Consider the following 21,452-nt stretch of genomic DNA (forward strand, 5'->3'; position numbering starts at 1 on the left):
GTTGTACCAATGAAATTTAGCGAACTCTGGTTACGTGAGTGGGTTAACCCGGCCATTGATAGTGCAGCGCTGTCAGAGCAGATCACTATGGCTGGCCTCGAAGTGGACGGCGTGGATGCTGTCGCCGGCGCCTTTAACGGTGTGGTAGTGGGCGAAGTGGTTGAATGCGGACAGCATCCAAACGCCGATAAACTGCGCGTAACAAAAATTAACGTCGGTGGCGATCGCCTGCTGGATATTGTCTGTGGCGCGCCAAACTGCCGCCAGGGGCTGAAAGTAGCTGTAGCTACCGTAGGCGCCGTGCTGCCGGGTGATTTTAAAATCAAAGCGGCGAAACTGCGTGGCGAGCCTTCTGAGGGGATGCTGTGTTCGTTTTCCGAGCTGGGCATCTCTGATGACCACGACGGCATCATTGAACTGCCGCTGGACGCACCTGTGGGCACAAACATCCGCGACTTCCTGAAGCTGGATGACAACACGATCGAAATCAGCGTCACGCCTAACCGTGCTGACTGCCTGGGGATTATTGGTGTGGCCCGCGATGTTGCCGTACTGAACAAAATGACCCTGACTGAACCGGAAATCTCTCCGGTAGCGGCAACTATCCAGGACACTTTCCCAATCCGGGTTGATGCTACCGAAGCGTGCCCGCGTTACCTTGGCCGTGTGGTCAAAGGAATCAACGTTAAGGCCGCCACGCCATTATGGATGAAAGAGAAGCTGCGTCGCTGCGGTATCCGCTCGATCGACCCGGTCGTCGACATCACAAACTTTGTGCTGCTTGAGCTGGGTCAGCCAATGCACGCTTTCGATCTGGATCGTATTGACGGCGGCATCGTGGTGCGTATGGCAGAAGAGGGCGAAACTCTGACGCTGCTGGATGGCACGGAAGCCCGACTGAATGCCGACACTTTAGTGATTGCCGATCACCACAAAGCGCTGGCAATGGGCGGCATCTTTGGCGGCGAGCATTCCGGCGTTAACGAAGAGACGGCCAACGTGCTGTTCGAGTGTGCCTTCTTCAGCCCGCTCTCAATTACGGGCCGCGCACGTCGTCACGGTCTGCATACCGATGCTTCCCATCGCTACGAGCGCGGTGTGGATCCTCAGTTGCAGCATAAGGCTATTGAGCGAGCCACCCGTCTGCTGCTGGATATCTGTGGCGGTGAAGCCGGTCCGGTTATCGATGTAACCTGTGAAGCTACCTTACCCAAGCGGGCAACCATTACCCTGCGTCGTGAAAAGCTGGATCGACTGATTGGTCATGTGGTTGCCGATCGGGATGTCAGCGATATCCTTCGTCGTCTGGGTTGTGAAGTGACTGAAGCGCCAGGTTCATGGCAGGCAGTGGCGCCAGGCTGGCGTTTCGATATGGAAATCGAAGAAGATCTGGTGGAAGAAGTGGCCCGTGTTTACGGCTACAACAACATTCCTGACGTGCCGGTTCAGGCGGGTCTGGTGATGACCAGGCACCGCGAAGCTAACCTGTCATTAAAGCGTGTTAAAGCGCTGCTGGTGGATAAAGGGTATCAGGAAGCTATCACTTACAGCTTTGTTGATCCCAAGCTTCAGGCGCTGCTGCACCCGGGCGAAGAGAACCTGGTGTTGCCAAGCCCAATTTCGGTTGAGATGTCTGCAATGCGGTTGTCACTGTGGACAGGCCTGCTTTCGGCCGTCGTGTATAACCAAAATCGTCAGCAAAGCCGGGTACGCTTATTTGAGAGCGGACTGCGCTTTGTTCCTGATACTCAGGCAAACCTGGGTATTCGTCAGGATGTTATGCTGGCTGGAGCGATCAGCGGCACCCGTTATGAAGAGCATTGGGATCTGGCGCGTCAGGCAGTTGACTTCTATGATTTGAAAGGTGATTTGGAGTCCGTACTCGACCTGACCGGTAAATTGTCTGAGATTCAGTTCCGCGCTGAGGCAAATCCTGCTCTGCACCCCGGACAGAGCGCAGCAATTTATTTGCAGGATGAATGCATCGGTTTCATCGGTGTGGTGCATCCGGAACTTGAGCGGAAACTGGATCTTAACGGGCGCACTGTGGTGTTTGAACTGCTGTGGGACAAGGTGTCAGACCGCGTCCTGCCTGACGCGAGCGGGATTTCACGGTTCCCTGCAAACCGCCGTGATATCGCCGTTGTGGTGGCTGAAAACGTTCCCGCAGCAGATATCATCGCAGAGTGTAAGAAAGTTGGCGTAAATCAGGTAGTTGGCGTAAACTTGTTTGACGTGTACCGCGGTAAGGGCGTAAATGAAGGTTTTAAGAGCCTCGCTATCAGCCTGATTTTGCAAGATACCGATCGGACACTCGAAGAAGAGGAGATCGCTGCAACCGTCGCCAAATGTGTTGCGGCGTTGAAAGAGCGATTCCAGGCAACCTTGAGGGATTGAACCTATGGCGCTTACAAAAGCTGAGATGTCTGAATACCTGTTTGAGAAGCTGGGGCTTAGCAAACGGGATGCCAAAGAGCTGGTAGAGCTGTTTTTCGAAGAGGTACGCCGCGCTTTGGAAAACGGTGAACAGGTGAAACTGTCAGGATTTGGCAACTTCGACCTTCGCGACAAAAACCAACGTCCGGGGCGTAATCCCAAGACGGGTGAAGATATCCCGATCACGGCGCGCCGTGTGGTGACTTTCCGGCCTGGACAGAAACTCAAAAGTCGGGTTGAGAACGCAACACCGAAAGAAGACTGATTTTTTGCCAGTCAAAAAGGCCGCTTAGTGCGGCCTTTTTCATATGAAGCGAACCATGAACCTGTTTTCTGAACACATGAAACTTGCCCGGCGCCATCACTGGCGCTGGCTGACCGGGCTGATTATTTTTAGCCTGCTGATGGTCACTCTGAGCCTTTCAGCAGGTGACAGCTGGCTGTTTCCCTGTGACTGGTTCACTCAGGAAGCCTCGCTCTATGTCTGGCAATTGCGTCTGCCAAGAACGCTGGCTGTGCTGTTAGTTGGCGCTTCGCTGGCGGTTGCAGGTGCAGTGATGCAGGCCCTGTTCGAAAACCCGCTCGCGGAACCCGGCCTGTTAGGCGTCTCCAACGGGGCCGGAGTAGGGCTGGTGCTGAGCATTTTCGCTGGCGCCACCGGTTTAGGGCAAATCAGCCTCAGCGCGATTATCGGCGCACTGATCGTCACTTTTATTCTGCTGCGCTTTTCACGCCAGTATCTCTCTAACAGCCGCCTGCTGCTGGCTGGCGTGGCGCTGGGAATAATCTGTAGCGCTGTGATGACCTGGGCCGTCTATTTCAGCACCAGCCTGGATTTACGGCAGCTGATGTACTGGATGCTGGGCGGCTTCAGCGGCATCGACTGGCGCTATCGCTGGCTGATGATGGCGCTGTTGCCCGTATTGCTCTGGCTCTGTGCTCAGTGGAAAGTGCTAAACCTGATTGCCCTTGGTGAGATATCGGCCCGACAATTGGGGCTGCCTTTATTGCTGTGGCGCAATTTGCTGGTGCTGAGTATCGGCTGGCTGACGGGCGTCAGTGTAGCTCTGGCGGGCGCAATTGGCTTCGTTGGGCTGGTCATCCCGCATATTCTGAGGCTGAACGGCATCAGCGATCACCGGGCGCTTCTTCCCGCTTGCGCACTGGCCGGAGGCGGGGTACTGCTGGCTGCTGATGTGCTGGCAAGGATAGCAATAACCTCAGCTGAATTACCGATTGGGGTGGTGACGGCTACGCTGGGCGCCCCGATCTTTATCTGGTTACTGTTACGCAACCGGCCCTGAGGGCCGGCCTATTTTCTCACTCAACTGAACAGGAAAAACCGATGACTATTTTTGATACCAGACTGGAAACGCTTGAAGGTGAAGAAACGACTCTGGCGAAATGGCAGGGTAACGTTTTACTGGTGGTAAACGTGGCGTCGAAATGCGGCCTTACCCCTCAGTATGAGCAGCTGGAAACCCTGCAAAAAGAGTGGCAGGATCAGGGTTTTTCAGTGCTGGGATTCCCCTGTAATGCATTCCTGGGCCAGGAGCCCGGCAGTGCAGATGAGATCAAAACGTTTTGCAGCACAACGTATGGCGTGACCTTCCCGATGTTCAGTAAAATCGACGTTAACGGGCCAGAACGTCACCCGCTATATCAGCAGTTGGTCGCTGCCAGGCCAGAAGCTGTCGCCCCGGAGAACAGCGGCTTTATGGAGCGCATGAGCAGCAAAGGGCGCGCGCCAAAAGAGCCGGGTGATATTTTGTGGAACTTCGAAAAGTTTCTGATTAATCCTGAGGGTGAAGTGGTTCAACGCTTCTCTCCTGATATGGAGCCCCGCGATCCTGTCGTTGTGAATGCCATTAAACAGGCTTTGAGCCGGTAAATGCTTTTACAGTGTGAAGGCGTTGCCCTTGAGCAACGCCTGGCGTCGTTTGATGCTGAGGTCAATACGGGCGAGCTGATACATCTTCTGGGGCCAAACGGCGCCGGGAAAAGCTCGCTTCTTGGCTGTCTGGCAGGTTTGCTGCCCGCAAAAGGTGTTGTCCGGCTCTCCGGACGATCGCTGTCTGCCTGGCCTGCTACCGAGCTTGCGCGTCAACGCGCTTATCTGGCACAACAGCAGCTTCCAGCAGGCAGAATGCCCGTGTGGCAATTCCTCCGGCTGCATCAGGTTGGCGGTGTTCATACTGACGAAGCGGCATTAACCCTGTTATGCCAGACCTTTCAGCTCACTGACAAACTGGCACGGCCCCTGAGCCAGCTTTCAGGAGGGGAATGGCAGCGTGTACGTCTGGCCGCGGTGCTGTTACAGATGTCGCAGCCTGAAGGTAAGCTATTGTTGCTTGATGAGCCGCTGACCGGTGTAGACCTGGCCCAGCAGGCCGCGTTTGATCACTATCTGGCTTCCCACGTTGCGAACGGACTCACGGTGATAATGAGCGGCCATGACATCAATCACAGTCTGCACCATGCCCATCATGTCTGGTTAATGAAAGAGGGCAAACTTGTCCGGCAGGGTACGGCGGATGAGGTGCTTCAGCCAGACCAGTTGTCGACTGTTTTTGACGTCCCTTTCCGGCGAATAAGGGTGGAGAACCACGAAATCCTGACAACCTTTCTTTGACCGTCTGGTGACAGTTGTCTGAAAACTCGTTTCGCCTGTAAAGTAACCTGTCATTTACGAAGGACCTTGTTATGCGCTACTGGCTTTTATTGATTATGATTATTCTTACAGGCTGTAGCAGACATGCGCCACCTCCCAACGGGCGCCTGTCCGATTCTATTACCGTCATCGCCCAACTGAACGAGCAACTCAGCCAGTGGCGGGGCACACCTTACCGCTATGGCGGCATGGGACGCGGAGGGGTCGACTGTTCTGGGTTTGTTTTTCTGACCTATCGCGATCGTTTTGATTTGCAGCTTCCCCGGACTACCGTTGCCCAAACGGACATTGGTACGCGTATTGATAAAGATGACTTGCTACCGGGCGACCTGGTATTTTTCAAAACGGGCAGTGGCGAGAATGGTTTACATGTCGGGATCTATGATACGGACGACCAGTTTATTCATGCTTCGACCAGCCAGGGCGTAATCCGATCCTCTTTGAATAATGTTTACTGGAAAAAAGTGTTCTGGCAGGCAAGAAGAATCTGAGTGCCAAAATATTTAGCAAGCTAAGTAATAAATTGCAGGGTCAATTCTTCAGCATTTGATTAAAGGAGTGATAATTAGAAATCGTCAGCAATTGCCGGCTTTATTATTTCTCTTTCCCGGTAAATCCGCTCCATGTCAGCCTGATGTGAGCATTAAGTCAATTTTTAGTAAAGATAAGATGAAGTATAGAGCACACTGATGAAATCAGGGCAGTGCCGGGTTTAATTGATTAGCATCTTTCATGTCAAATATGTGATAGTTTACTGCAACACAAAGGGTCACATCCTGCAGTTTCAAAATCTTGCCGATAAATCAATTAATAATGGCACTACAGAAGGCCATTGACTGGTGAGACAGGATGCACGTATTGGTCTTCATCACGGCAGAAAAGAAATGAAAATCCATCTGGAAGCGGATTATAAAAGTTACACAGCATTTTACCCCGTATACAGCTTTGACGGCCTGCTGATTGCTGTCGAGTTAATGACGCATTTCTCCCATACTACCGCTAACGTAGCCATTCCTCAGGAGATGGTGCTGCCACAAATGGACAGCGATCAGCGTATTCTGTTACTTCAGAACCAGATTAAAAGTATTGAAAAGCACCATGACTTCTTCCGCCAGCAGGGCGTGAAGGTGACACTTAAGATTGATGAAGTGACTTCACAGGTTATTCTGGAAAGCGAAATATTGCTGCGTAAGCTGGAAGGACTGGAATGGCTGGAGCTGGAAATAAACGAAAGCTATCCGGATTTAAAATTGGGTAAAGATCATCCCGGACTGATGGCTTTAAGCCAGAGGTTCGACCTGAGCCTTGAAAACTACGGCGCGGGCAAAACATCCTCCAAAGCTGTTTACGATAATCTTTTCTACCGCATTAAACTGGACCGGGGTTTTATTAAACACAATATCAACCGGCTCTCTTTCAGGCCATTTATAAGTACGCTTCTGGAACATATCAAACCACATTGCCAGCAGGTAATCGTTCAGGGAATTGATGATTTATCCGGACTGGAAACCATCAGCCATTACGATTTTGATGGGGTGCAGAGCTCATTATTCTCGCCGGTAGGCGAAGATGCACTCCCCACTCTGATACATCCACCGAAAGAACTGGCCGGAAATTCACACTAATAACCCCTTTGTGAGTCCGTGTTAACCTTCTGCCCGGAGGATTACACTAAACAGACTTACTGCCCATGTTGGCAAATCCCAAGGGGATCTTATGCAATTTACTAATACCTGGTATCAGGAGCTGGAGGGGTGCTATACCGCCCTCCAGCCCACGCCACTGAAAAATCCTCGTTTACTCTTTCACAGCAGTTCGCTGGCCGATGAGCTGGAACTTGATGCAAGCTGGTTTACGCCCGAAAAAGCGGGTGTCTGGAGTGGCGATCTCCTGTTACCCGGCATGCAGCCACTGGCTCAGGTTTACAGCGGGCATCAGTTTGGCGTCTGGGCCGGACAATTAGGTGATGGTCGTGGCATCTTGCTGGGTGAGCAGCAGCTCTCAGATGGCCGCAAAATGGACTGGCACCTCAAAGGGGCAGGGCTGACGCCTTATTCCCGAATGGGAGACGGACGCGCGGTGTTGCGTTCTTCCTTACGTGAGTTCCTGGCCTCGGAGGCGATGCATCATCTGGGCGTGCCCACTTCCCGTGCGCTGACCGTGGTGACCAGTGATGAACCCGTCTACCGTGAAACCGCTGAACGGGGAGCCATGATACTTCGGGTAGCCGAAAGTCATCTTCGCTTCGGCCACTTTGAACATTTCTATTATGCTCAGCAGCCGGAAAAAGTTCGGCAACTGGCTGATTACGCCATCCGTCATCACTGGCCCCACCTGAAAGATGAGCAGGAGCGGTACCTGCTGTGGTTCACCGATGTGGTAAAGCGAACTGCGCGTTTGATTGCGCACTGGCAGAGCATTGGTTTCGCTCATGGTGTAATGAATACGGACAACATGTCGATTCTCGGCCTGACACTGGATTATGGTCCTTTTGGTTTTCTCGATGACTATAAGCCTGACTTTATCTGTAACCACTCCGACTATCAGGGCCGCTACAGCTTTGAAAATCAGCCGATGGTCGGGCTGTGGAACCTCAATCGTCTGGCGCATTCGCTGTCTGATCTTATGACCACGGATCAGCTTAAGCAGGCGCTGGCAGAGTACGAGCCAGAATTAATGCAGGCCTGGGGTGAGAAAATGCGCGCGAAGCTGGGGCTGGTGACACAGGATAAGCACGATAACGCTATCCTGACCGGCCTGCTGGCAATGATGACCAAAGAGGGCAGTGATTATACCTGGACTTTCCGCCAGCTCTCCCTGACGGAGCAACAGCAGTCGATTTCCCCTTTACGCGATGAGTTTATCGACCGTGAAGCCTTCGACAGTTGGTACAACATCTGGCGACAGCGTCTGCTGGAAGAAGGGCGCAGCGATGAGGATCGACAGCATCAGATGAAAGGGGCAAACCCGGCTATCGTGCTGCGCAATTACCTTGCTCAACAGGCAATTGAGCTGGCAGAAAACGACGATATCAGCCTGTTAAGCCGGTTACATCAGGCGCTGAGTCATCCGTTTGACGATGCGCCAGAGTTTGCCGATTTGACAAAGCGTCCGCCGGAGTGGGGCAAAAAGCTGGAAGTGAGCTGTTCAAGCTGACTTTAAGTGATGACAGTGGCGCAGGTCCTGTACCTTCATTGGACCTGTGTATCCACTTCACTCACCCACAATGTTATAGCTTAAGGGTGGCGCCGGTGAGGCTGTTAGCCGGGTCTCAGCCACATGGACGTGGCTGCGAAGTCTCCTGGGACGGATTCACGACGTCCCGGCTAACAGCCTCACCTGTGACGCCTGGCACCAAACCGGTTTTGACCTGCAACAGACAGCCTCCCCGGTGACGCCAGACCCCGAAGCGGTTTTGACCTGCTCCCCGTGACGTCAGACGTTAAACCAGCCTTAATCTTAATCCCTCAGCCGATCAGAACCTGGCGTCAACCGCATCCGCCAGCTGCGCCAGCACCGCTTCACTGTCTTCCCATCCCAGACACGGGTCGGTGATCGACTGGCCGTACACCAGGGGTTTACCGGCTTCTACTTTCTGCGTACCTTCCTGCAGGAAACTCTCAATCATCACGCCAGCTATGGCCCTGGATCCGCCACGAATTTGCTGAGCCACGGAAGTCGCCACTTCCTTCTGCAGCCGGTGCTGCTTCAGACAATTACCATGACTGAAATCGATCACCAGCTGTTCCGGCAGTTTGAACTCCCGCAGGCTGGCCGCCGCAGCGGCAATATCTTCGGGATGATAGTTTGGTTGTCTGCCGCCCCGCATAATTACGTGGCCTGACGGATTACCGCTGGTCTGATAAATGGTCATCTGACCGAATTTATCCGGGGAGAGGAACATATGGCTGGCTCTTGCTGCGCGGATAGCATCCACTGCGATCTGAATGTTGCCGTCAGTGCCATTTTTAAACCCAACCGGACAGGAGAGGGCAGAAGCCATCTCACGGTGAATCTGGCTCTCGGTGGTGCGGGCACCGATTGCGCCCCAGCTGATCAAATCAGCGATAAACTGACCAACGACCATATCCAGAAACTCCGTGGCAGTCGGCATGCCCAGCGCATTGATATCCAGTAACAGCTTACGGGCCACTTCCAGACCATGATTCACCCGGAAACTGCCGTCCAGGTCGGGATCTGAAATCAGCCCTTTCCAGCCAACAACAGTCCTTGGTTTCTCAAAATAGGTGCGCATCACAATTTCCAGACGCGACTGATACTTCTCACGCAGGCCGTTGAGTTTGCCAGCATAGGCCACAGCTGCTTCAGGATCGTGCAGAGAGCAGGGGCCAATCACCACTAAAAGCCGGGGATCTTCGCCGGAAAGGATACGGGCAATGCGTTTGCGGGAGTCGGTGACGTTGGCTGCAATGGCCGGTGTAATCGGGTGCCGCTTAGCCAGTTCATCAGGCGTAATCAGGCTCTCGATGCGCGCGGTCCGCAGTTCATCTGTTTTGTTCATAACCATCTCTGAAATTTTTTCTTCGCAGCGGCAGGAGTGCCGGGAAGTGATGCCGATCACAATAAACCAACCAGCGATGATTTCAACCGCAAACGCCCGTTAAACGGGCGTAACGCGATAAATATCACTTTTTAATACATCCGGCGCGTCAGCCCCATGATATCGAGGATCTTGGTGGCGATTTCTTCAACAGAATAGTTGGTACTGTTGAGATAGGGGACTTGAGTGGTGCGGAACAGCGCTTCTACTTCACCTACTTCCAGCCTGCACTGGCGCATAGAAGCATAGCGGGTGTTTTCTGCCCGTTCCTGACGGATGGCGGCCAGACGTTCGGGATCGATAGTCAGCCCGAAAAGCTTATTGTGAAAAGGTTTTAACGCCGGAGGCAGTTTGAGGTTGTCCATATCATCGGCGATGAAGGGGTAATTAGCGGCGCGGATACCGAACTGCATCGCCAGATAGAGGCTGGTGGGTGTTTTACCGCAGCGGGAAACGCCGAGCAGGATCACCTGCGCATCTTCGAGTCCCCGCAAAGAAATACCGTCATCATGCGCCAGGCTGTAGTCGATAGCGGCAATGCGGGCATCATATTTTCCGAGGTTGCTGGCCGTCAGTCCGTGAGTGCGGTTAGCCACCGGGGCCGGTGCAATGCCCAGCTCCTGCTGTAAAGGTGCCACCAGCGACTGCACAATATCCTGACAGAAGCCGTCACTTTGCAAAATAATATCGCGGATTTCCGGGGTCACAATCGAGATAAACACCACCGGGCGTACGCCACTTTTCAGGTATAAGGCATTGATTTGCGCCTTAACCGCCAGCGCGCGTTGTACAGTCTCAACAAAAGGCAGCGTCACGCTGTTGATGCCCACCGGGAATTGAGAAAGCACCGCATGCCCTAACACTTCTGCCGTTATCGCTGTGCCATCCGAGATATAAAAAACACTTCGCTCACTGTTCACGTCCATTTTTTCTCCCGACACTGTGCATCACTGCAGACTAAATTAATTCACTGCTGGAAAGCAAATAGTGATATCGCCTGCAAAACAAATTAAATGATTCATAAGTTAATGATATGAACTTTTCATTTTTATAAGCTGGTCGTCTCACTGAATTCAGGAATTAATGAAATGATGTTTCCGTTTTTTATTCCTAAAAATAGAGCTTAGAAGAAAAAGCATTCGGTTTATTCATCAAAATGAATTGCGCAACAAGGTGGGTGAGGTAATTGCAAAACTGTGAGCAGGCTCCTGAAAGATAAAGAATTATCCTATTCACCCGCTTGCGCAACGCCCTGTTTCATGGCGGAGTTTTCTTAAAAACGCATTTTTAATCCGCTTTATCGATTCAACAGTTTCTTTCTGGCACGGGAATATGCCAGGCTCAAAATGCACTGCTCCCCATTAATTAAATTCAAAAGGATTGTTTCAATGTCCAATAAAGGCGAACTGCCGCTTGTGCTCTGGTATAACCAGCTTGGCATGAACGATGTTGATCGGGTGGGAGGCAAAAATGCCTCTCTGGGTGAAATGATTACTAATTTGTCCTCGCTGGGCGTTTCTGTCCCTAATGGCTTTGCGACGACCTCAGATGCGTTCAATCAGTTCCTCGATCAAAGCGGCGTCAATCAGCGTATCTACGATTTGCTGGATAAGACCGATATTGATGATGTTGATGAACTGGCTAAAGCGGGCAAGCAAATCCGTCAGTGGATTGTGGACACCCCTTTTACGCCCGAACTGGAACAGGCTATTCATCAGGCCTATGAGCAACTCTCGTCTGACGATGCTGAAGCCTCATTTGCGGTTCGCTCCTCTGCCACCGCTGAAGATATGCCGGATGCCTCTTTTGCCGGCCAGCAGGAAACCTTCCTGAACGTCCAGGGTTATGACGCAGTGTTGATCGCGGTGAAGCATGTTTACGCCTCATTGTTTAACGATCGCGCCATCTCTTACCGCGTGCATCAGGGCTACGATCATCGTGGGGTGGCACTCTCCGCCGGGGTCCAGCGCATGGTGCGTTCGGATCTGGGTTCTGCAGGCGTCATGTTCACCATTGATACGGAATCGGGCTTTGACCAGGTGGTCTTTATCACCGCGGCGTTAGGTCTGGGTGAAATGGTGGTGCAGGGTGCCGTAAACCCTGACGAGTTCTATGTCCATAAACCCACTCTTGCGGCCGGTCGGCCTGCCATTGTGCGCCGCAATATGGGATCGAAAAAAATCCGTATGGTCTATGCCGACTCTCAGGAGCACGGTGAACAGGTCCGTATTGAGGACGTTCCGGAAGAGGAGCGGGATCGTTACTGTCTGACTAACGAAGAAGTTGAAGCTCTGGCTACTCAGGCAGTACAGATTGAGAAACATTACCAGCGTCCTATGGACATTGAGTGGGCGAAAGATGGCCATACCGGCAAACTCTTTATCGTGCAGGCCCGTCCTGAAACCGTCCGTTCAAATGGTCAGGTAATGGAACGCTATACCCTGCAGGGCAAGGGGAAAGTGGTGGTGGAAGGCCGTGCTATCGGTCACCGAATCGGCGCGGGTGAAGTAAAAGTTATCCACGACATCAGTGAAATGAATCGCATAGAAAAAGGTGACGTGCTGGTCACCGACATGACCGACCCGGACTGGGAACCGATCATGAAAAAGGCCTCAGCCATTGTGACCAATCGCGGGGGACGAACCTGCCATGCGGCGATTATCGCCCGTGAACTGGGTATTCCTGCGGTGGTAGGGTGCGGTAATGCTACGGATCTGCTTAAAGAGGGTCACCAGGTAACGGTTTCCTGTTCTGAAGGCGATACCGGCTACGTTTATGATGAACTGCTGGATTTCGAAGTGAAAAGTTCTCAGGTGGATGAATTGCCGTCGCTGCCACTGAAGATCATGATGAACGTTGGTAATCCGGATCGTGCCTTTGATTTCGCCTGTCTGCCCAATGAAGGGGTAGGCCTGGCGCGTCTGGAATTTATTATTAACCGCATGATTGGCGTACACCCGAAAGCGCTGCTGGAGTTCGATAAGCAGACACCTGAGCTGCAAAAGCAGATCCGCAGCCTGATGAAAGGTTTTGACGATCCGGTCGAGTTTTATATCGCCCGTCTTACCGAAGGTATTGCCACCCTGGGGGCCGCATTCTCGCCGAAGCGCGTCATTGTTCGTTTATCTGATTTTAAAACTAACGAATACGCCAATCTGGTGGGCGGCGAGCGTTACGAACCGGAAGAAGAGAACCCGATGCTGGGCTTCCGGGGTGCAGGACGCTATGTTTCTGACAGCTTCCGTGACTGCTTCGCACTGGAGTGTGCTGCCGTCAAGCGCGTGCGTAACGATATGGGGCTGACCAACGTTGAGATTATGGTGCCGTTTGTCCGCACCGTGGCTCAGGCTAAAGCCGTGGTTGAAGAACTTGAGCGCCAGGGACTGAAGCGCGGCGAGAACGGCCTTAAGCTGATTATGATGTGCGAAATTCCGTCTAATGCCCTGCTGGCTGAGCAGTTCCTGCAGTATTTTGACGGCTTCTCTATCGGCTCGAATGATATGACTCAGCTCGCGCTGGGGCTGGACAGGGATTCTGGCGTAGTGTCTGAACTGTTTGACGAACGTAATGATGCTGTGAAAGCACTGCTCTCTATGGCGATACGTGCGGCAAAAAAAGAAGGAAAATACGTGGGGATCTGTGGTCAGGGTCCTTCGGATCATGAAGACTTCGCTGCCTGGCTAATGGATGAGGGTATCGACAGTTTGTCTCTTAACCCGGATACGGTCGTTCAGACCTGGTTAAGCCTGGCAGAAATACCGGCTAAATAGCAGAGTTCACTGTCATAACCGCAATCAGGCCAGTTAATCTGGCCTTTTTGCATTTCCTGCAGACAAAAAAAAGCCCATCACATGGGATGGGCAAAGACTACACACAGCAATTCTTTACATTATTCGGGGGAAAAAGGTTGTTTAAAAATCAGCGGTTTGATCGTAAACATGTGATTCATACTATTCAGACGGGCGGGGCTAGTCATTAAGAATCCTCTTATTAGTTTAAAAGCCATAACCTTTTGTGACAGATTCAGTGGAATGCCCAGGATTAAACTGTATGGAATGTAATCAATAGCCCCTCTGCACTGCTAAAAAGCACAAAAAATGCGCTTTTCTTATAAAGTTTCCTAATCAAAGTGAGTTAAGACGTGACGGAAATTTTTTTTACATTAGCCGCGGCCAGGAGTCCTGACCGCGAAAAGAGATTATTTTGCGGCTATATCCTGTTCAATCTCTGCCAGCTCTTCCACCACGTCTTCGGGCGATTCTTCCGGGGCCGGGGCTTCATGCATCCACACCAACACCAGACGGTAGGAGACTGCCAGCACGACGGGACCGATAAACAGGCCAATCATGCCAAATGCGAACAGGCCGCCAATAACGCCTGAAAGGATGAGGATCATCGGCAGGTCAGCGCCCATCCGGATTAACATAGGCCGCAGCACGTTATCCAGCGTGCCCACCACGCAACTCCAGATCAGCAACACGGTGCCCCAGGTATTATCGCCACTCCAGTAGAGCCAGATGATGGCGGGCACCAGCACCACCAGTGGACCCAGCTGCACCAGACAGGCCAGGATCATCACCACCGTCAGCACCGTAGCATAAGGAATACCCGCAATGGCCAGCCCAATACCCCCCAGCACCCCCTGCACCAGCGCGGTAACGACCACGCCCAGTGCCACCGCGCGAATGGCCTGTCCTGCCAGCAAAACGGCAGCATCGCCACGGCGTGAAGCCAGGCGGAAAGCAAAATGACGGATACCGTGACCCACCTGCTCACCCCGCCAGTACAACAGCACGCTGAATAACAGCATCAGGCCCAGATGCATCATGAACCGGCCAAAATGTCCGGCCTGGGCAAAAAGGAAACCGCTTGTGCGGCCGATATAGGGCTGTACTTTAGCCATCATGGCACTGCCGCCGCCCTGGACGAGATTAAACCAGGCCGAGTAGATTTTTTTACCCGCCAGCGGAATGCTTTTCAGCCAGTGCATATCCGGTAAATCAAGATGTCGGGCCGATGCCCATGCCACCACGGGACCGCTGTTTTCAATCAGGCTGTTGACCAGAAGTGCGACGGGGAAAATAAAGAGCAGGAGCAGGATCAGCGTCATGGCAATAACGGCCAGCGAACGGCGTCCCCACAGTAATCCCTGGATTTTAATCATCAGCGGCCAGGTGGCGATAACCACCATACTGGCCCAGGCAAAGCCCAGCACGAAAGGCTGAACCACCCAGATACAGGCCACAATCAGCAGCGTGATAAATAACAGGGAGAAGATGATTTGCGGCAAATCCCAGCCTTTTTGCATATTCTTCATGGTTGACACCCTAACATCAGATAAAAGTCCATTACGGGTTATCCCTGAAAGACCCCTGTCTTCCCGCTCACCACCCAAAGCATGATGCATTAAACGCATTTTCGACAGAAACGGCACGCTATTCTTTTGCCCCCTGTTTTGAAACCGCGACAGGCCATAAAAAAATGTGATAAAAAAAGGAGAGCAAGAGCAAACGTTCCCCCAACATTTTGGTCACCCGATAATGATCCCACAGATTTCTCAGGCGCCGGGCCTCGTTCAACTGGTGCTGAATTTTTTGCAGGCGTTAGAGCAGCAGGGCTTCACCGGCGATACCGCTACCAGCTATGCCGATCGTCTTACGATGTCCACCGACAACAGTATCTATCAGCTACTTCCTGATGCCGTTCTCTTTCCCCGTTCCACTGCCGACGTTGCACTGATTGCCCGGCTGGCGGGAGAAGAGCGTTTCAGTAGCCTGGTCTTTACTCCCAGAGGCGGCGGCACCGGCACTAACGGTCAGTCGCTTAATCAGGGGATTGTGGTGGACATGTCGCGCCATATGAACCGCATCCTGGAGATCAACGTTGAACAGGGCTGGGTCAAGGTAGAGGCGGGGGTGATCAAAGATCAGCTCAATGCTTATCTGAAACCCTTCGGCTACTTTTTCTCACCGGAACTTTCAACCAGCAACCGTGCCACCCTGGGCGGCATGATTAATACCGATGCCTCCGGACAGGGGTCTCTGGTCTACGGAAAAACCTCCGATCATGTCACCGGCCTGCGTGCCGTGCTGTTGGGTGGGGATATTCTGGATACACGACGCCTTCCGGTCTCGCTGGCTGAAGAACTGGCTCAGGAGCAGAGCCAGGAAGGCATTATTTATCGCACAGTGCTGGAGCGCTGCCGCGATCGTCATCAGCAAATTATCGATAAATTCCCGAAACTGAACCGTTTTCTTACCGGTTACGATCTGCGGCACGTGGTCAGTGACGATCTTAAACACGTCGATCTGACGCCTCTCCTCTGTGGGGCAGAGGGCACGCTGGCCTTTATCACCGAAGCCCGCCTGAACATCACCCCTATCCCCAAAGTTCGTCGGCTGGTAAACATCAAATATGACTCCTTTGATTCCGCTCTGCGAAGCGCCCCCTTTATGGTGGAAGCGAAAGCGCTGTCGGTAGAAACCGTCGACTCCAAAGTCCTTAATCTGGCCCGCGAAGACATCGTCTGGCATTCGGTCAGTGAGCTGATCACCGATGTGCCCAATCAGGAGATGCTGGGGCTGAACATCGTTGAATTTGCCGGGGATGACAAAGAGCTGATCGATCAGCAACTGGGATCCTTGTGTCAGCGTCTGGATGGATTGATTGCCGCCAGGGAGTCTGGCGTGATTGGTTACCAGCTTTGTGACGATCCGGGCGGCATTGAGCGTATTTATGCGATGCGTAAAAAAGCTGTGGGCCTGCTGGGTAATGCTAAAGGTCGTGCCAAACCGATCCCCTTTGTTGAAGATACTTGTGTGCCCCCTCAGCACCTTGCCGATTATATTGTCGAGTTCCGCGCGCTGCTGGATGGCCATAATCTGAGCTACGGCATGTTCGGTCATGTTGATGCGGGCGTGCTGCATGTGCGGCCTGCGCTGGATATGTGCGATCCTCAGCAGGAGATGCTGATGAAGCAGATCTCCGACGAAGTGGTCGCCCTGACGGCCCGTTACGGCGGTCTGCTTTGGGGAGAGCATGGCAAGGGGTTCCGGGCAGAGTACAGCCCGGAATTCTTTGGCGAGGCATTGTTTAACGACCTGCGTCGCATTAAGGCCGCCTTTGACCCGGCCAACAGGCTGAACCCGGGTAAAATTTGCGCGCCGTTTGGCGTAGACGATCCGATGATGAAAGTGGATGCGGTTAAGCGGGGCACCTTTGACCGCCAGATCCCGGTCAATGTCCGTACCGACTGGCGGGGTGCCATGGAGTGTAACGGTAACGGGCTTTGCTTTAACTTTGATGTCCGCAGCCCGATGTGCCCGTCGATGAAGATAACCGGTAACCGTATCCATTCGCCAAAGGGCCGCGCAACACTGACCCGTGAATGGTTACGCCTGCTGGCGGAGCAGGGCGTTGATCCGCTTGAGCTGGAAAAACGTCTGCCTGAGAGCAAAGTCTCGCTGCGGGGCATGATTGAGCGTACCCGTAACAGCTGGTATGCCCGGCGCGGTGAGTATGACTTCTCACACGAAGTGAAAGAGGCGATGTCGGGCTGTCTGGCCTGCAAGGCCTGTTCCACTCAGTGCCCAATCAAAATCGACGTGCCGGGATTCCGCTCCCGCTTCCTTCAGCTTTATCACACCCGCTACCTGCGTCCGGCCAGTGATTATCTGGTAGGCAGTGTGGAAAGTTACGCGCCGCTGATGGCTAAAGCACCCAAATTCTTCAATTTCTTCCTGCGTCAGCCATTGATGAGGGAGATGAGTAAACGGCATGTTGGAATGGTAGATTTGCCGCTGCTTTCCTCGCCTAATCTTAAAAAGCAGCTCTCCGGACAGCCAGCGCTGACCACGACGCTGGAGCAGCTTGAAAGCATGAGCCCGACAGAGCGTGAACGCTATGTGCTGGTGGTACAGGATCCCTTTACCAGCTATTACGAAGCGCAGCTGGTGGCAGATTTTGTCTCGCTGATTGAAAAGCTGGGCTTCAGGCCTGTGGTCCTGCCGTTCTCCCCCAACGGCAAAGCGCAGCATGTGAAAGGCTTCCTGCAAAGCTTTGCACGTACGGCTAAGAAAACAGCAGATTTCCTGAACCGGGTAGCAAAACTGGAACTGCCCCTGGTAGGGGTGGATCCGGCCCTGGTACTCTGCTATCGCGAAGAATATAAAGAAATTCTGGCTGAGCGGCGGGGTAACTTCCATGTGCAGCTGGTGCATGAATGGCTGCAGCAGGCGCTGCCGGAACAGGAAAAACCGCCGGTCAGCGGCGATGCGTGGTATCTGTTTGGCCATTGCACTGAGGTGACTGCGCTGCCTGCGTCGGTGAAACAGTGGGAAGGCATATTTGCCCGATTCGGTGCAAAACTTGAGAATGTCAGCGTCGGGTGCTGCGGTATGGCCGGTACCTACGGTCACGAAAGTAAAAATCTGGCGAATTCGCTGGGGATTTATGAACTGTCGTGGCACCAGGCGTTGCAAAGGTTGCCTCGTCAACGCTGCCTCGCCACCGGCTATTCCTGCCGTAGTCAGGTAAAACGCGTGGAGGGGAACGGGATGCGTCATCCTCTTCAGGCTTTGCTGGAGCTTTTATAATGGCTATCTGGAAACGTCAGGTCACCCTGGAGCAGATTAATCAACAGAGCCAGGGGACGCTTGTCTCACACCTGGGCATTGTTTTCACCGCTCTGGATGACGATAGCTTAACGGCAACGCTGCCGGTTGATCCCCGCACACGCCAGCCTTTTGGCCTGCTGCATGGCGGAGCTTCTGTAGTGCTGGCTGAAACGCTGGGGTCAATGGCGGGCTATCTCTGTACCGAAGGCGAAGAGAACATCGTGGGAGTGGATATCAATGCCAGCCACCTGCGTGCAGTGCGGGAAGGGGAGGTGAAGGGGGTATGCCGGCCCCTTCACCTGGGCCGGCGTCAACAGGTCTGGCAGATTGAGGTTTTTGACCCGCAACAACGCCTGTGCTGCACCTCCCGTTTGACCACGGCGGTGATGTCAGCCAGTGCAAAATAGTGATATACTCTTCCGCCTTTAAAACCGATCCCGGAAGCCTTACATAATCCAGGATGCGTGCTTAACGAACTCACTCTGTAGTCGGGTTGCTTTATCCCACTCCCCGCTCATGGCCAGTTGATGGCACAGGCGGGTAAGCGAGTGACGGGCCAGTTGCCAGGCTTGCATACGGAATAATCTGTCGCGTTCGCTGTTGGCTAACTCCTGAACGAGACGATGATGAAGTTTACCCATAGCATGCAGGTAGCTCTGGTCGTCTCCGTTAAGCTGGCAGAGTTCTGCCATATCGAGGCAGGTATCATTGAATTTGCGCAGTTGTTCGAGAGTGCACTCCGGGCGGTTCACTTTGGCTTGTGCCATGTAGTAATCGACGGTGATATCACGAACTGAAAATTTGTATTCGTCAATCTTGTGTTGCAGCCAGGCACTCATCGACAGATTCATTTTTTGACCCATTTGCGCTAATGATAATCATTATCATAAATTAACTGGCCTGTTTTTCAATGCCGCCGGATAAATTTTATCGATAAATGCTGCCTCTTAGAAAAATTGATAAGAACGATAACCGGGGTGGCTCAAAGCGTTAAAATAGAGGTTATTCCTGTTTAGGTATGCGCTCTCCGGATTTACTGACCTGTTTTCAATGTGTTACCATTTCGTTAAAACGGCGTGTGACACAGATCGCAATCCTCTCTGCAGAGACTAAACTTAAAAAAGAGGGCTTAAAAACCTCATTTAACCTTAATCCCTGCAAAACAAGAGGTTGAAGCGATATTCATTATCACTAACATAGGGGCATTAGCCCGCAGGGCTATCGACTCACGAGGTAATGTTATGCCATCAGCAACTACAGCTTCTTTTTCTCCCGACGACTATGTCTGGAAAGGACTGACGCTTACAGACAGCGCCGCAAAACAGATCATTGCGCTGGCCGCTAATGACCCTCATGTGAAGGGGCTTAAGCTGGGCGTGAAGACGTCTGGCTGCGCCGGTTTTGGCTACACCATGGATTTGATCAAAGAGCCTGCCGACGATGATTTGGTCTTTTCACATCAGGGCGCGCATCTCTTTGTCCCCCTGCAGGCGATGCCCTTTATCGACGGTACCGAAGTAGATTTCGTTCGTGAAGGTCTGAACCAGATTTTCAAATTTAATAATCCTAAAGCTCAACACGCCTGTGGCTGTGGTGAGAGCTTTGGCGTTGAGTAAATCTTATGTCCCGAAACACTGATACATCGGATGATGTGCAGGTCTGGGAAGGTAACCATCTGAAGTACAAAGAAGGTTTCTTCACCCAACTGCAAACCGAAGAGTTTGAACACGGCCTCAGCGAAGACGTTGTGCGCGCCATTTCTGCCAAGCGTAACGAGCCTGAGTGGATGCTTGAATTCCGCCTTAAGGCATATGCTGCCTGGCTGGAAATGGAAGAGCCACACTGGCTGAAAGCGAACTATAAGTCCCTGAACTATCAGGATTACAGTTACTATTCAGCCCCTTCCTGCGGCAACTGCGACGACAGCTGCGCTTCTGAACCCGGTGCTCAGCAGACTTCGGGGGCAACGCCTGCCAACTATCTGACTGAAGAAGTGGAGAACGCCTTTAAACAGCTGGGCGTCCCTGTTCGTGAAGGTCAGGAAGTGGCTGTGGATGCCATCTTTGACTCGGTATCTGTTTCCACCACCTATCGTGGCAAGCTGGCAGAGCAGGGGATTATTTTCTGTTCCTTTGGCGAAGCCATTCACGAGCACCCGGAACTGGTAAAACAGTACCTGGGAACAGTGGTGCCGGCCAATGACAACTTCTTTGCCGCGCTTAACTCGGCCGTGGCTTCCGATGGCACGTTCGTCTACATCCCGAAAGGCGTTCGCTGCCCGATGGAGCTGTCGACCTATTTCCGCATCAACGCGGCGAAAACGGGCCAGTTCGAACGCACCATCCTGATTGCCGATGAAGGCAGCTACGTCAGCTACATCGAAGGTTGTTCAGCCCCCGTGCGTGACACCTATCAGCTGCATGCGGCGGTAGTGGAAGTCATTATTCATAAAGATGCTGAAGTGAAGTACTCCACCGTGCAGAACTGGTTCTCCGGCGGCGAATCTGAAGGCGGCATCCTGAACTTCGTTACCAAGCGTGCGCTTTGTGAAGGCGAAAACAGCAAGATGTCCTGGACCCAGTCCGAGACCGGTTCAGCCATCACCTGGAAATACCCAAGCGTTATCCTGCGTGGTGATAATTCTGTCGGTGAATTCTTCTCTGTGGCGCTGACCAGCGGCCATCAGCAGGCCGATACCGGCACCAAGATGATTCACATTGGTAAAAATACCAAGTCGACGATCATCTCTAAAGGCATCTCGGCAGGCAAAAGTCAGAACACCTACCGTGGCCTGGTGAAAATTATGCCTACGGCAACCAATGCCCGTAACTTCACCCAGTGTGACTCAATGCTGATTGGCGCCGACTGTGGTGCGCACACCTTCCCGTATGTGGAAGTGCGTAACAACAGTGCACAGCTGGAGCATGAGGCGACGACCTCAAGAATTGGTGAAGATCAGATGTTTTACTGCCTGCAGCGCGGGATCAGCGAAGATGATGCTATCTCCATGATCGTCAATGGTTTCTGTAAAGACGTCTTCTCCGAACTGCCGCTGGAATTTGCGGTGGAAGCGCAAAAACTGCTGGCGATAAGCCTTGAACACAGCGTGGGCTAACGCCCGCGCCAACGGTCATTCAGCGCAGTGCCGGACAGCACTGCCAGGGAAACA

At 52.8% G+C, this 21,452-nt stretch carries 17 protein-coding genes and 1 other RNA gene; 13 read left to right on the forward strand and 5 right to left on the reverse strand.

Features of this window, described 5'->3' with window-relative positions; genetic code table 11:
* Positions 1–9 precede the first annotated feature (9 nt).
* The 8 genes from pheT to VRC33_RS09755 all read left to right on the forward strand — a co-directional run bounded on the left by pheT (position 10) and on the right by VRC33_RS09755 (position 8,263).
* Positions 10–2,397 (forward strand): phenylalanine--tRNA ligase subunit beta, encoded by a 2,388-nt coding sequence (gene pheT, locus VRC33_RS09720; protein ID WP_338563238.1) that lies wholly within the window; start codon positions 10–12, stop codon positions 2,395–2,397.
* A gap of 4 nt (positions 2,398–2,401) precedes the next feature.
* On the forward strand, positions 2,402–2,701 hold the full coding sequence (ihfA, locus tag VRC33_RS09725; protein WP_004157378.1) for an integration host factor subunit alpha: 300 nt from the start codon (positions 2,402–2,404) through the stop codon (positions 2,699–2,701).
* Positions 2,702–2,756: 55 nt separating this feature from the next.
* Positions 2,757–3,740: a vitamin B12 ABC transporter permease BtuC gene (btuC, locus tag VRC33_RS09730; RefSeq protein WP_338563241.1), complete on the forward strand. Its 984-nt coding sequence runs from the start codon at positions 2,757–2,759 to the stop codon at positions 3,738–3,740.
* Positions 3,741–3,781: 41 nt separating this feature from the next.
* Complete coding sequence (locus VRC33_RS09735; protein WP_338563243.1) at positions 3,782–4,327, forward strand: glutathione peroxidase; 546 nt, start codon at positions 3,782–3,784, stop codon at positions 4,325–4,327.
* Positions 4,328–5,068, forward strand: coding sequence for a vitamin B12 ABC transporter ATP-binding protein BtuD (gene btuD / locus VRC33_RS09740; protein WP_338563246.1), 741 nt, complete (start codon positions 4,328–4,330; stop codon positions 5,066–5,068).
* 71 nt (positions 5,069–5,139) lie between these two features.
* Complete coding sequence (locus tag VRC33_RS09745; protein WP_338563249.1) at positions 5,140–5,598, forward strand: NlpC/P60 family protein; 459 nt, start codon at positions 5,140–5,142, stop codon at positions 5,596–5,598.
* 393 nt (positions 5,599–5,991) lie between these two features.
* Positions 5,992–6,732, forward strand: coding sequence for an EAL domain-containing protein (locus tag VRC33_RS09750; RefSeq protein ID WP_338563252.1), 741 nt, complete (start codon positions 5,992–5,994; stop codon positions 6,730–6,732).
* A gap of 91 nt (positions 6,733–6,823) precedes the next feature.
* A complete protein-coding gene (locus VRC33_RS09755; RefSeq protein ID WP_338563254.1) occupies positions 6,824–8,263 on the forward strand; it encodes a YdiU family protein in 1,440 nt (479 codons plus the stop codon).
* Positions 8,264–8,582: 319 nt separating this feature from the next.
* On the opposite strand, the gene VRC33_RS09760 is transcribed toward VRC33_RS09755, so the two are convergent.
* Positions 8,583–9,629 (reverse strand): 3-deoxy-7-phosphoheptulonate synthase, encoded by a 1,047-nt coding sequence (locus VRC33_RS09760; protein ID WP_338563256.1) that lies wholly within the window; start codon positions 9,627–9,629, stop codon positions 8,583–8,585.
* A gap of 131 nt (positions 9,630–9,760) precedes the next feature.
* A complete protein-coding gene (locus VRC33_RS09765) occupies positions 9,761–10,594 on the reverse strand; it encodes a pyruvate, water dikinase regulatory protein (RefSeq protein WP_338563259.1) in 834 nt (277 codons plus the stop codon).
* A 462-nt stretch (positions 10,595–11,056) separates the two neighbouring features.
* On the opposite strand from VRC33_RS09765, the gene ppsA reads away from it, so the two are divergent.
* Positions 11,057–13,438: a phosphoenolpyruvate synthase gene (ppsA, locus tag VRC33_RS09770; RefSeq protein ID WP_338563262.1), complete on the forward strand. Its 2,382-nt coding sequence runs from the start codon at positions 11,057–11,059 to the stop codon at positions 13,436–13,438.
* Between the two features lie 62 nt (positions 13,439–13,500).
* On the opposite strand, the gene rprA is transcribed toward ppsA, so the two are convergent.
* Together rprA and ydiK are read right to left on the reverse strand one after the other, a co-directional pair.
* An RNA gene (rprA, locus tag VRC33_RS09775) (antisense sRNA RprA) lies at positions 13,501–13,610 on the reverse strand.
* A 256-nt stretch (positions 13,611–13,866) separates the two neighbouring features.
* Positions 13,867–14,985 carry an AI-2E family transporter YdiK gene (gene ydiK, locus VRC33_RS09780; protein WP_338563265.1) on the reverse strand — a complete coding sequence of 373 codons (1,119 nt, stop codon included), beginning with the start codon at positions 14,983–14,985 and terminating at the stop codon, positions 13,867–13,869.
* Positions 14,986–15,208: 223 nt separating this feature from the next.
* On the opposite strand from ydiK, the gene VRC33_RS09785 reads away from it, so the two are divergent.
* Together VRC33_RS09785 and VRC33_RS09790 are read left to right on the forward strand one after the other, a co-directional pair.
* Positions 15,209–18,262 (forward strand): FAD-binding and (Fe-S)-binding domain-containing protein, encoded by a 3,054-nt coding sequence (locus VRC33_RS09785; RefSeq protein WP_338563267.1) that lies wholly within the window; start codon positions 15,209–15,211, stop codon positions 18,260–18,262.
* The gene (locus VRC33_RS09790; RefSeq protein ID WP_338563269.1) at positions 18,262–18,690 is read left to right on the forward strand and encodes a hotdog fold thioesterase; all 429 of its coding nucleotides are present in this window, start codon (positions 18,262–18,264) and stop codon (positions 18,688–18,690) included. The genes VRC33_RS09785 and VRC33_RS09790 overlap by 1 nt, the downstream gene beginning before the upstream one ends.
* Positions 18,691–18,729: 39 nt before the next feature.
* Here the strand turns inward: VRC33_RS09790 and VRC33_RS09795 are convergent, their stop codons facing one another.
* A complete protein-coding gene (locus VRC33_RS09795; RefSeq protein ID WP_338563272.1) occupies positions 18,730–19,134 on the reverse strand; it encodes a hypothetical protein in 405 nt (134 codons plus the stop codon).
* Positions 19,135–19,524: 390 nt separating this feature from the next.
* Here VRC33_RS09795 and sufA point away from each other — a divergent pair, with 390 nt between their 5' ends.
* Positions 19,525–19,899, forward strand: coding sequence for a Fe-S cluster assembly scaffold SufA (gene sufA / locus VRC33_RS09800; protein WP_338564787.1), 375 nt, complete (start codon positions 19,525–19,527; stop codon positions 19,897–19,899).
* Positions 19,900–19,904: 5 nt separating this feature from the next.
* Positions 19,905–21,398, forward strand: a complete 1,494-nt coding sequence (sufB, locus tag VRC33_RS09805; protein ID WP_338563275.1) for a Fe-S cluster assembly protein SufB — start codon at positions 19,905–19,907, stop codon at positions 21,396–21,398.
* Positions 21,399–21,452 lie beyond the last annotated feature (54 nt).

It is taken from the genome of Erwinia sp. E_sp_B01_1, assembly GCF_036865545.1.
Taxonomy (GTDB): Bacteria; Pseudomonadota; Gammaproteobacteria; order Enterobacterales; family Enterobacteriaceae; genus Erwinia.

What these genes read in the sequence shown, in the direction of transcription:
- sufA (WP_338564787.1), top strand. Translation starts at nt 19,525, where the DNA reads ATGCCATCAGCAACTACAGCTTCTTTTTCTCCCGACGACTATGTCTGG.
- VRC33_RS09755 (WP_338563254.1), top strand. Translation starts at nt 6,824, where the DNA reads ATGCAATTTACTAATACCTGGTATCAGGAGCTGGAGGGGTGCTATACC.
- VRC33_RS09795 (WP_338563272.1), bottom strand. Translation starts at nt 19,134, where the DNA reads ATGAATCTGTCGATGAGTGCCTGGCTGCAACACAAGATTGACGAATAC.
- btuD (WP_338563246.1), top strand. Translation starts at nt 4,328, where the DNA reads ATGCTTTTACAGTGTGAAGGCGTTGCCCTTGAGCAACGCCTGGCGTCG.
- VRC33_RS09765 (WP_338563259.1), bottom strand. Translation starts at nt 10,594, where the DNA reads ATGGACGTGAACAGTGAGCGAAGTGTTTTTTATATCTCGGATGGCACA.
- pheT (WP_338563238.1), top strand. Translation starts at nt 10, where the DNA reads ATGAAATTTAGCGAACTCTGGTTACGTGAGTGGGTTAACCCGGCCATT.
- ydiK (WP_338563265.1), bottom strand. Translation starts at nt 14,985, where the DNA reads ATGAAGAATATGCAAAAAGGCTGGGATTTGCCGCAAATCATCTTCTCC.
- VRC33_RS09735 (WP_338563243.1), top strand. Translation starts at nt 3,782, where the DNA reads ATGACTATTTTTGATACCAGACTGGAAACGCTTGAAGGTGAAGAAACG.
- sufB (WP_338563275.1), top strand. Translation starts at nt 19,905, where the DNA reads ATGTCCCGAAACACTGATACATCGGATGATGTGCAGGTCTGGGAAGGT.
- VRC33_RS09760 (WP_338563256.1), bottom strand. Translation starts at nt 9,629, where the DNA reads ATGAACAAAACAGATGAACTGCGGACCGCGCGCATCGAGAGCCTGATT.
- VRC33_RS09750 (WP_338563252.1), top strand. Translation starts at nt 5,992, where the DNA reads ATGAAAATCCATCTGGAAGCGGATTATAAAAGTTACACAGCATTTTAC.
- btuC (WP_338563241.1), top strand. Translation starts at nt 2,757, where the DNA reads ATGAACCTGTTTTCTGAACACATGAAACTTGCCCGGCGCCATCACTGG.
- VRC33_RS09785 (WP_338563267.1), top strand. Translation starts at nt 15,209, where the DNA reads ATGATCCCACAGATTTCTCAGGCGCCGGGCCTCGTTCAACTGGTGCTG.
- ihfA (WP_004157378.1), top strand. Translation starts at nt 2,402, where the DNA reads ATGGCGCTTACAAAAGCTGAGATGTCTGAATACCTGTTTGAGAAGCTG.
- VRC33_RS09745 (WP_338563249.1), top strand. Translation starts at nt 5,140, where the DNA reads ATGCGCTACTGGCTTTTATTGATTATGATTATTCTTACAGGCTGTAGC.
- VRC33_RS09790 (WP_338563269.1), top strand. Translation starts at nt 18,262, where the DNA reads ATGGCTATCTGGAAACGTCAGGTCACCCTGGAGCAGATTAATCAACAG.
- ppsA (WP_338563262.1), top strand. Translation starts at nt 11,057, where the DNA reads ATGTCCAATAAAGGCGAACTGCCGCTTGTGCTCTGGTATAACCAGCTT.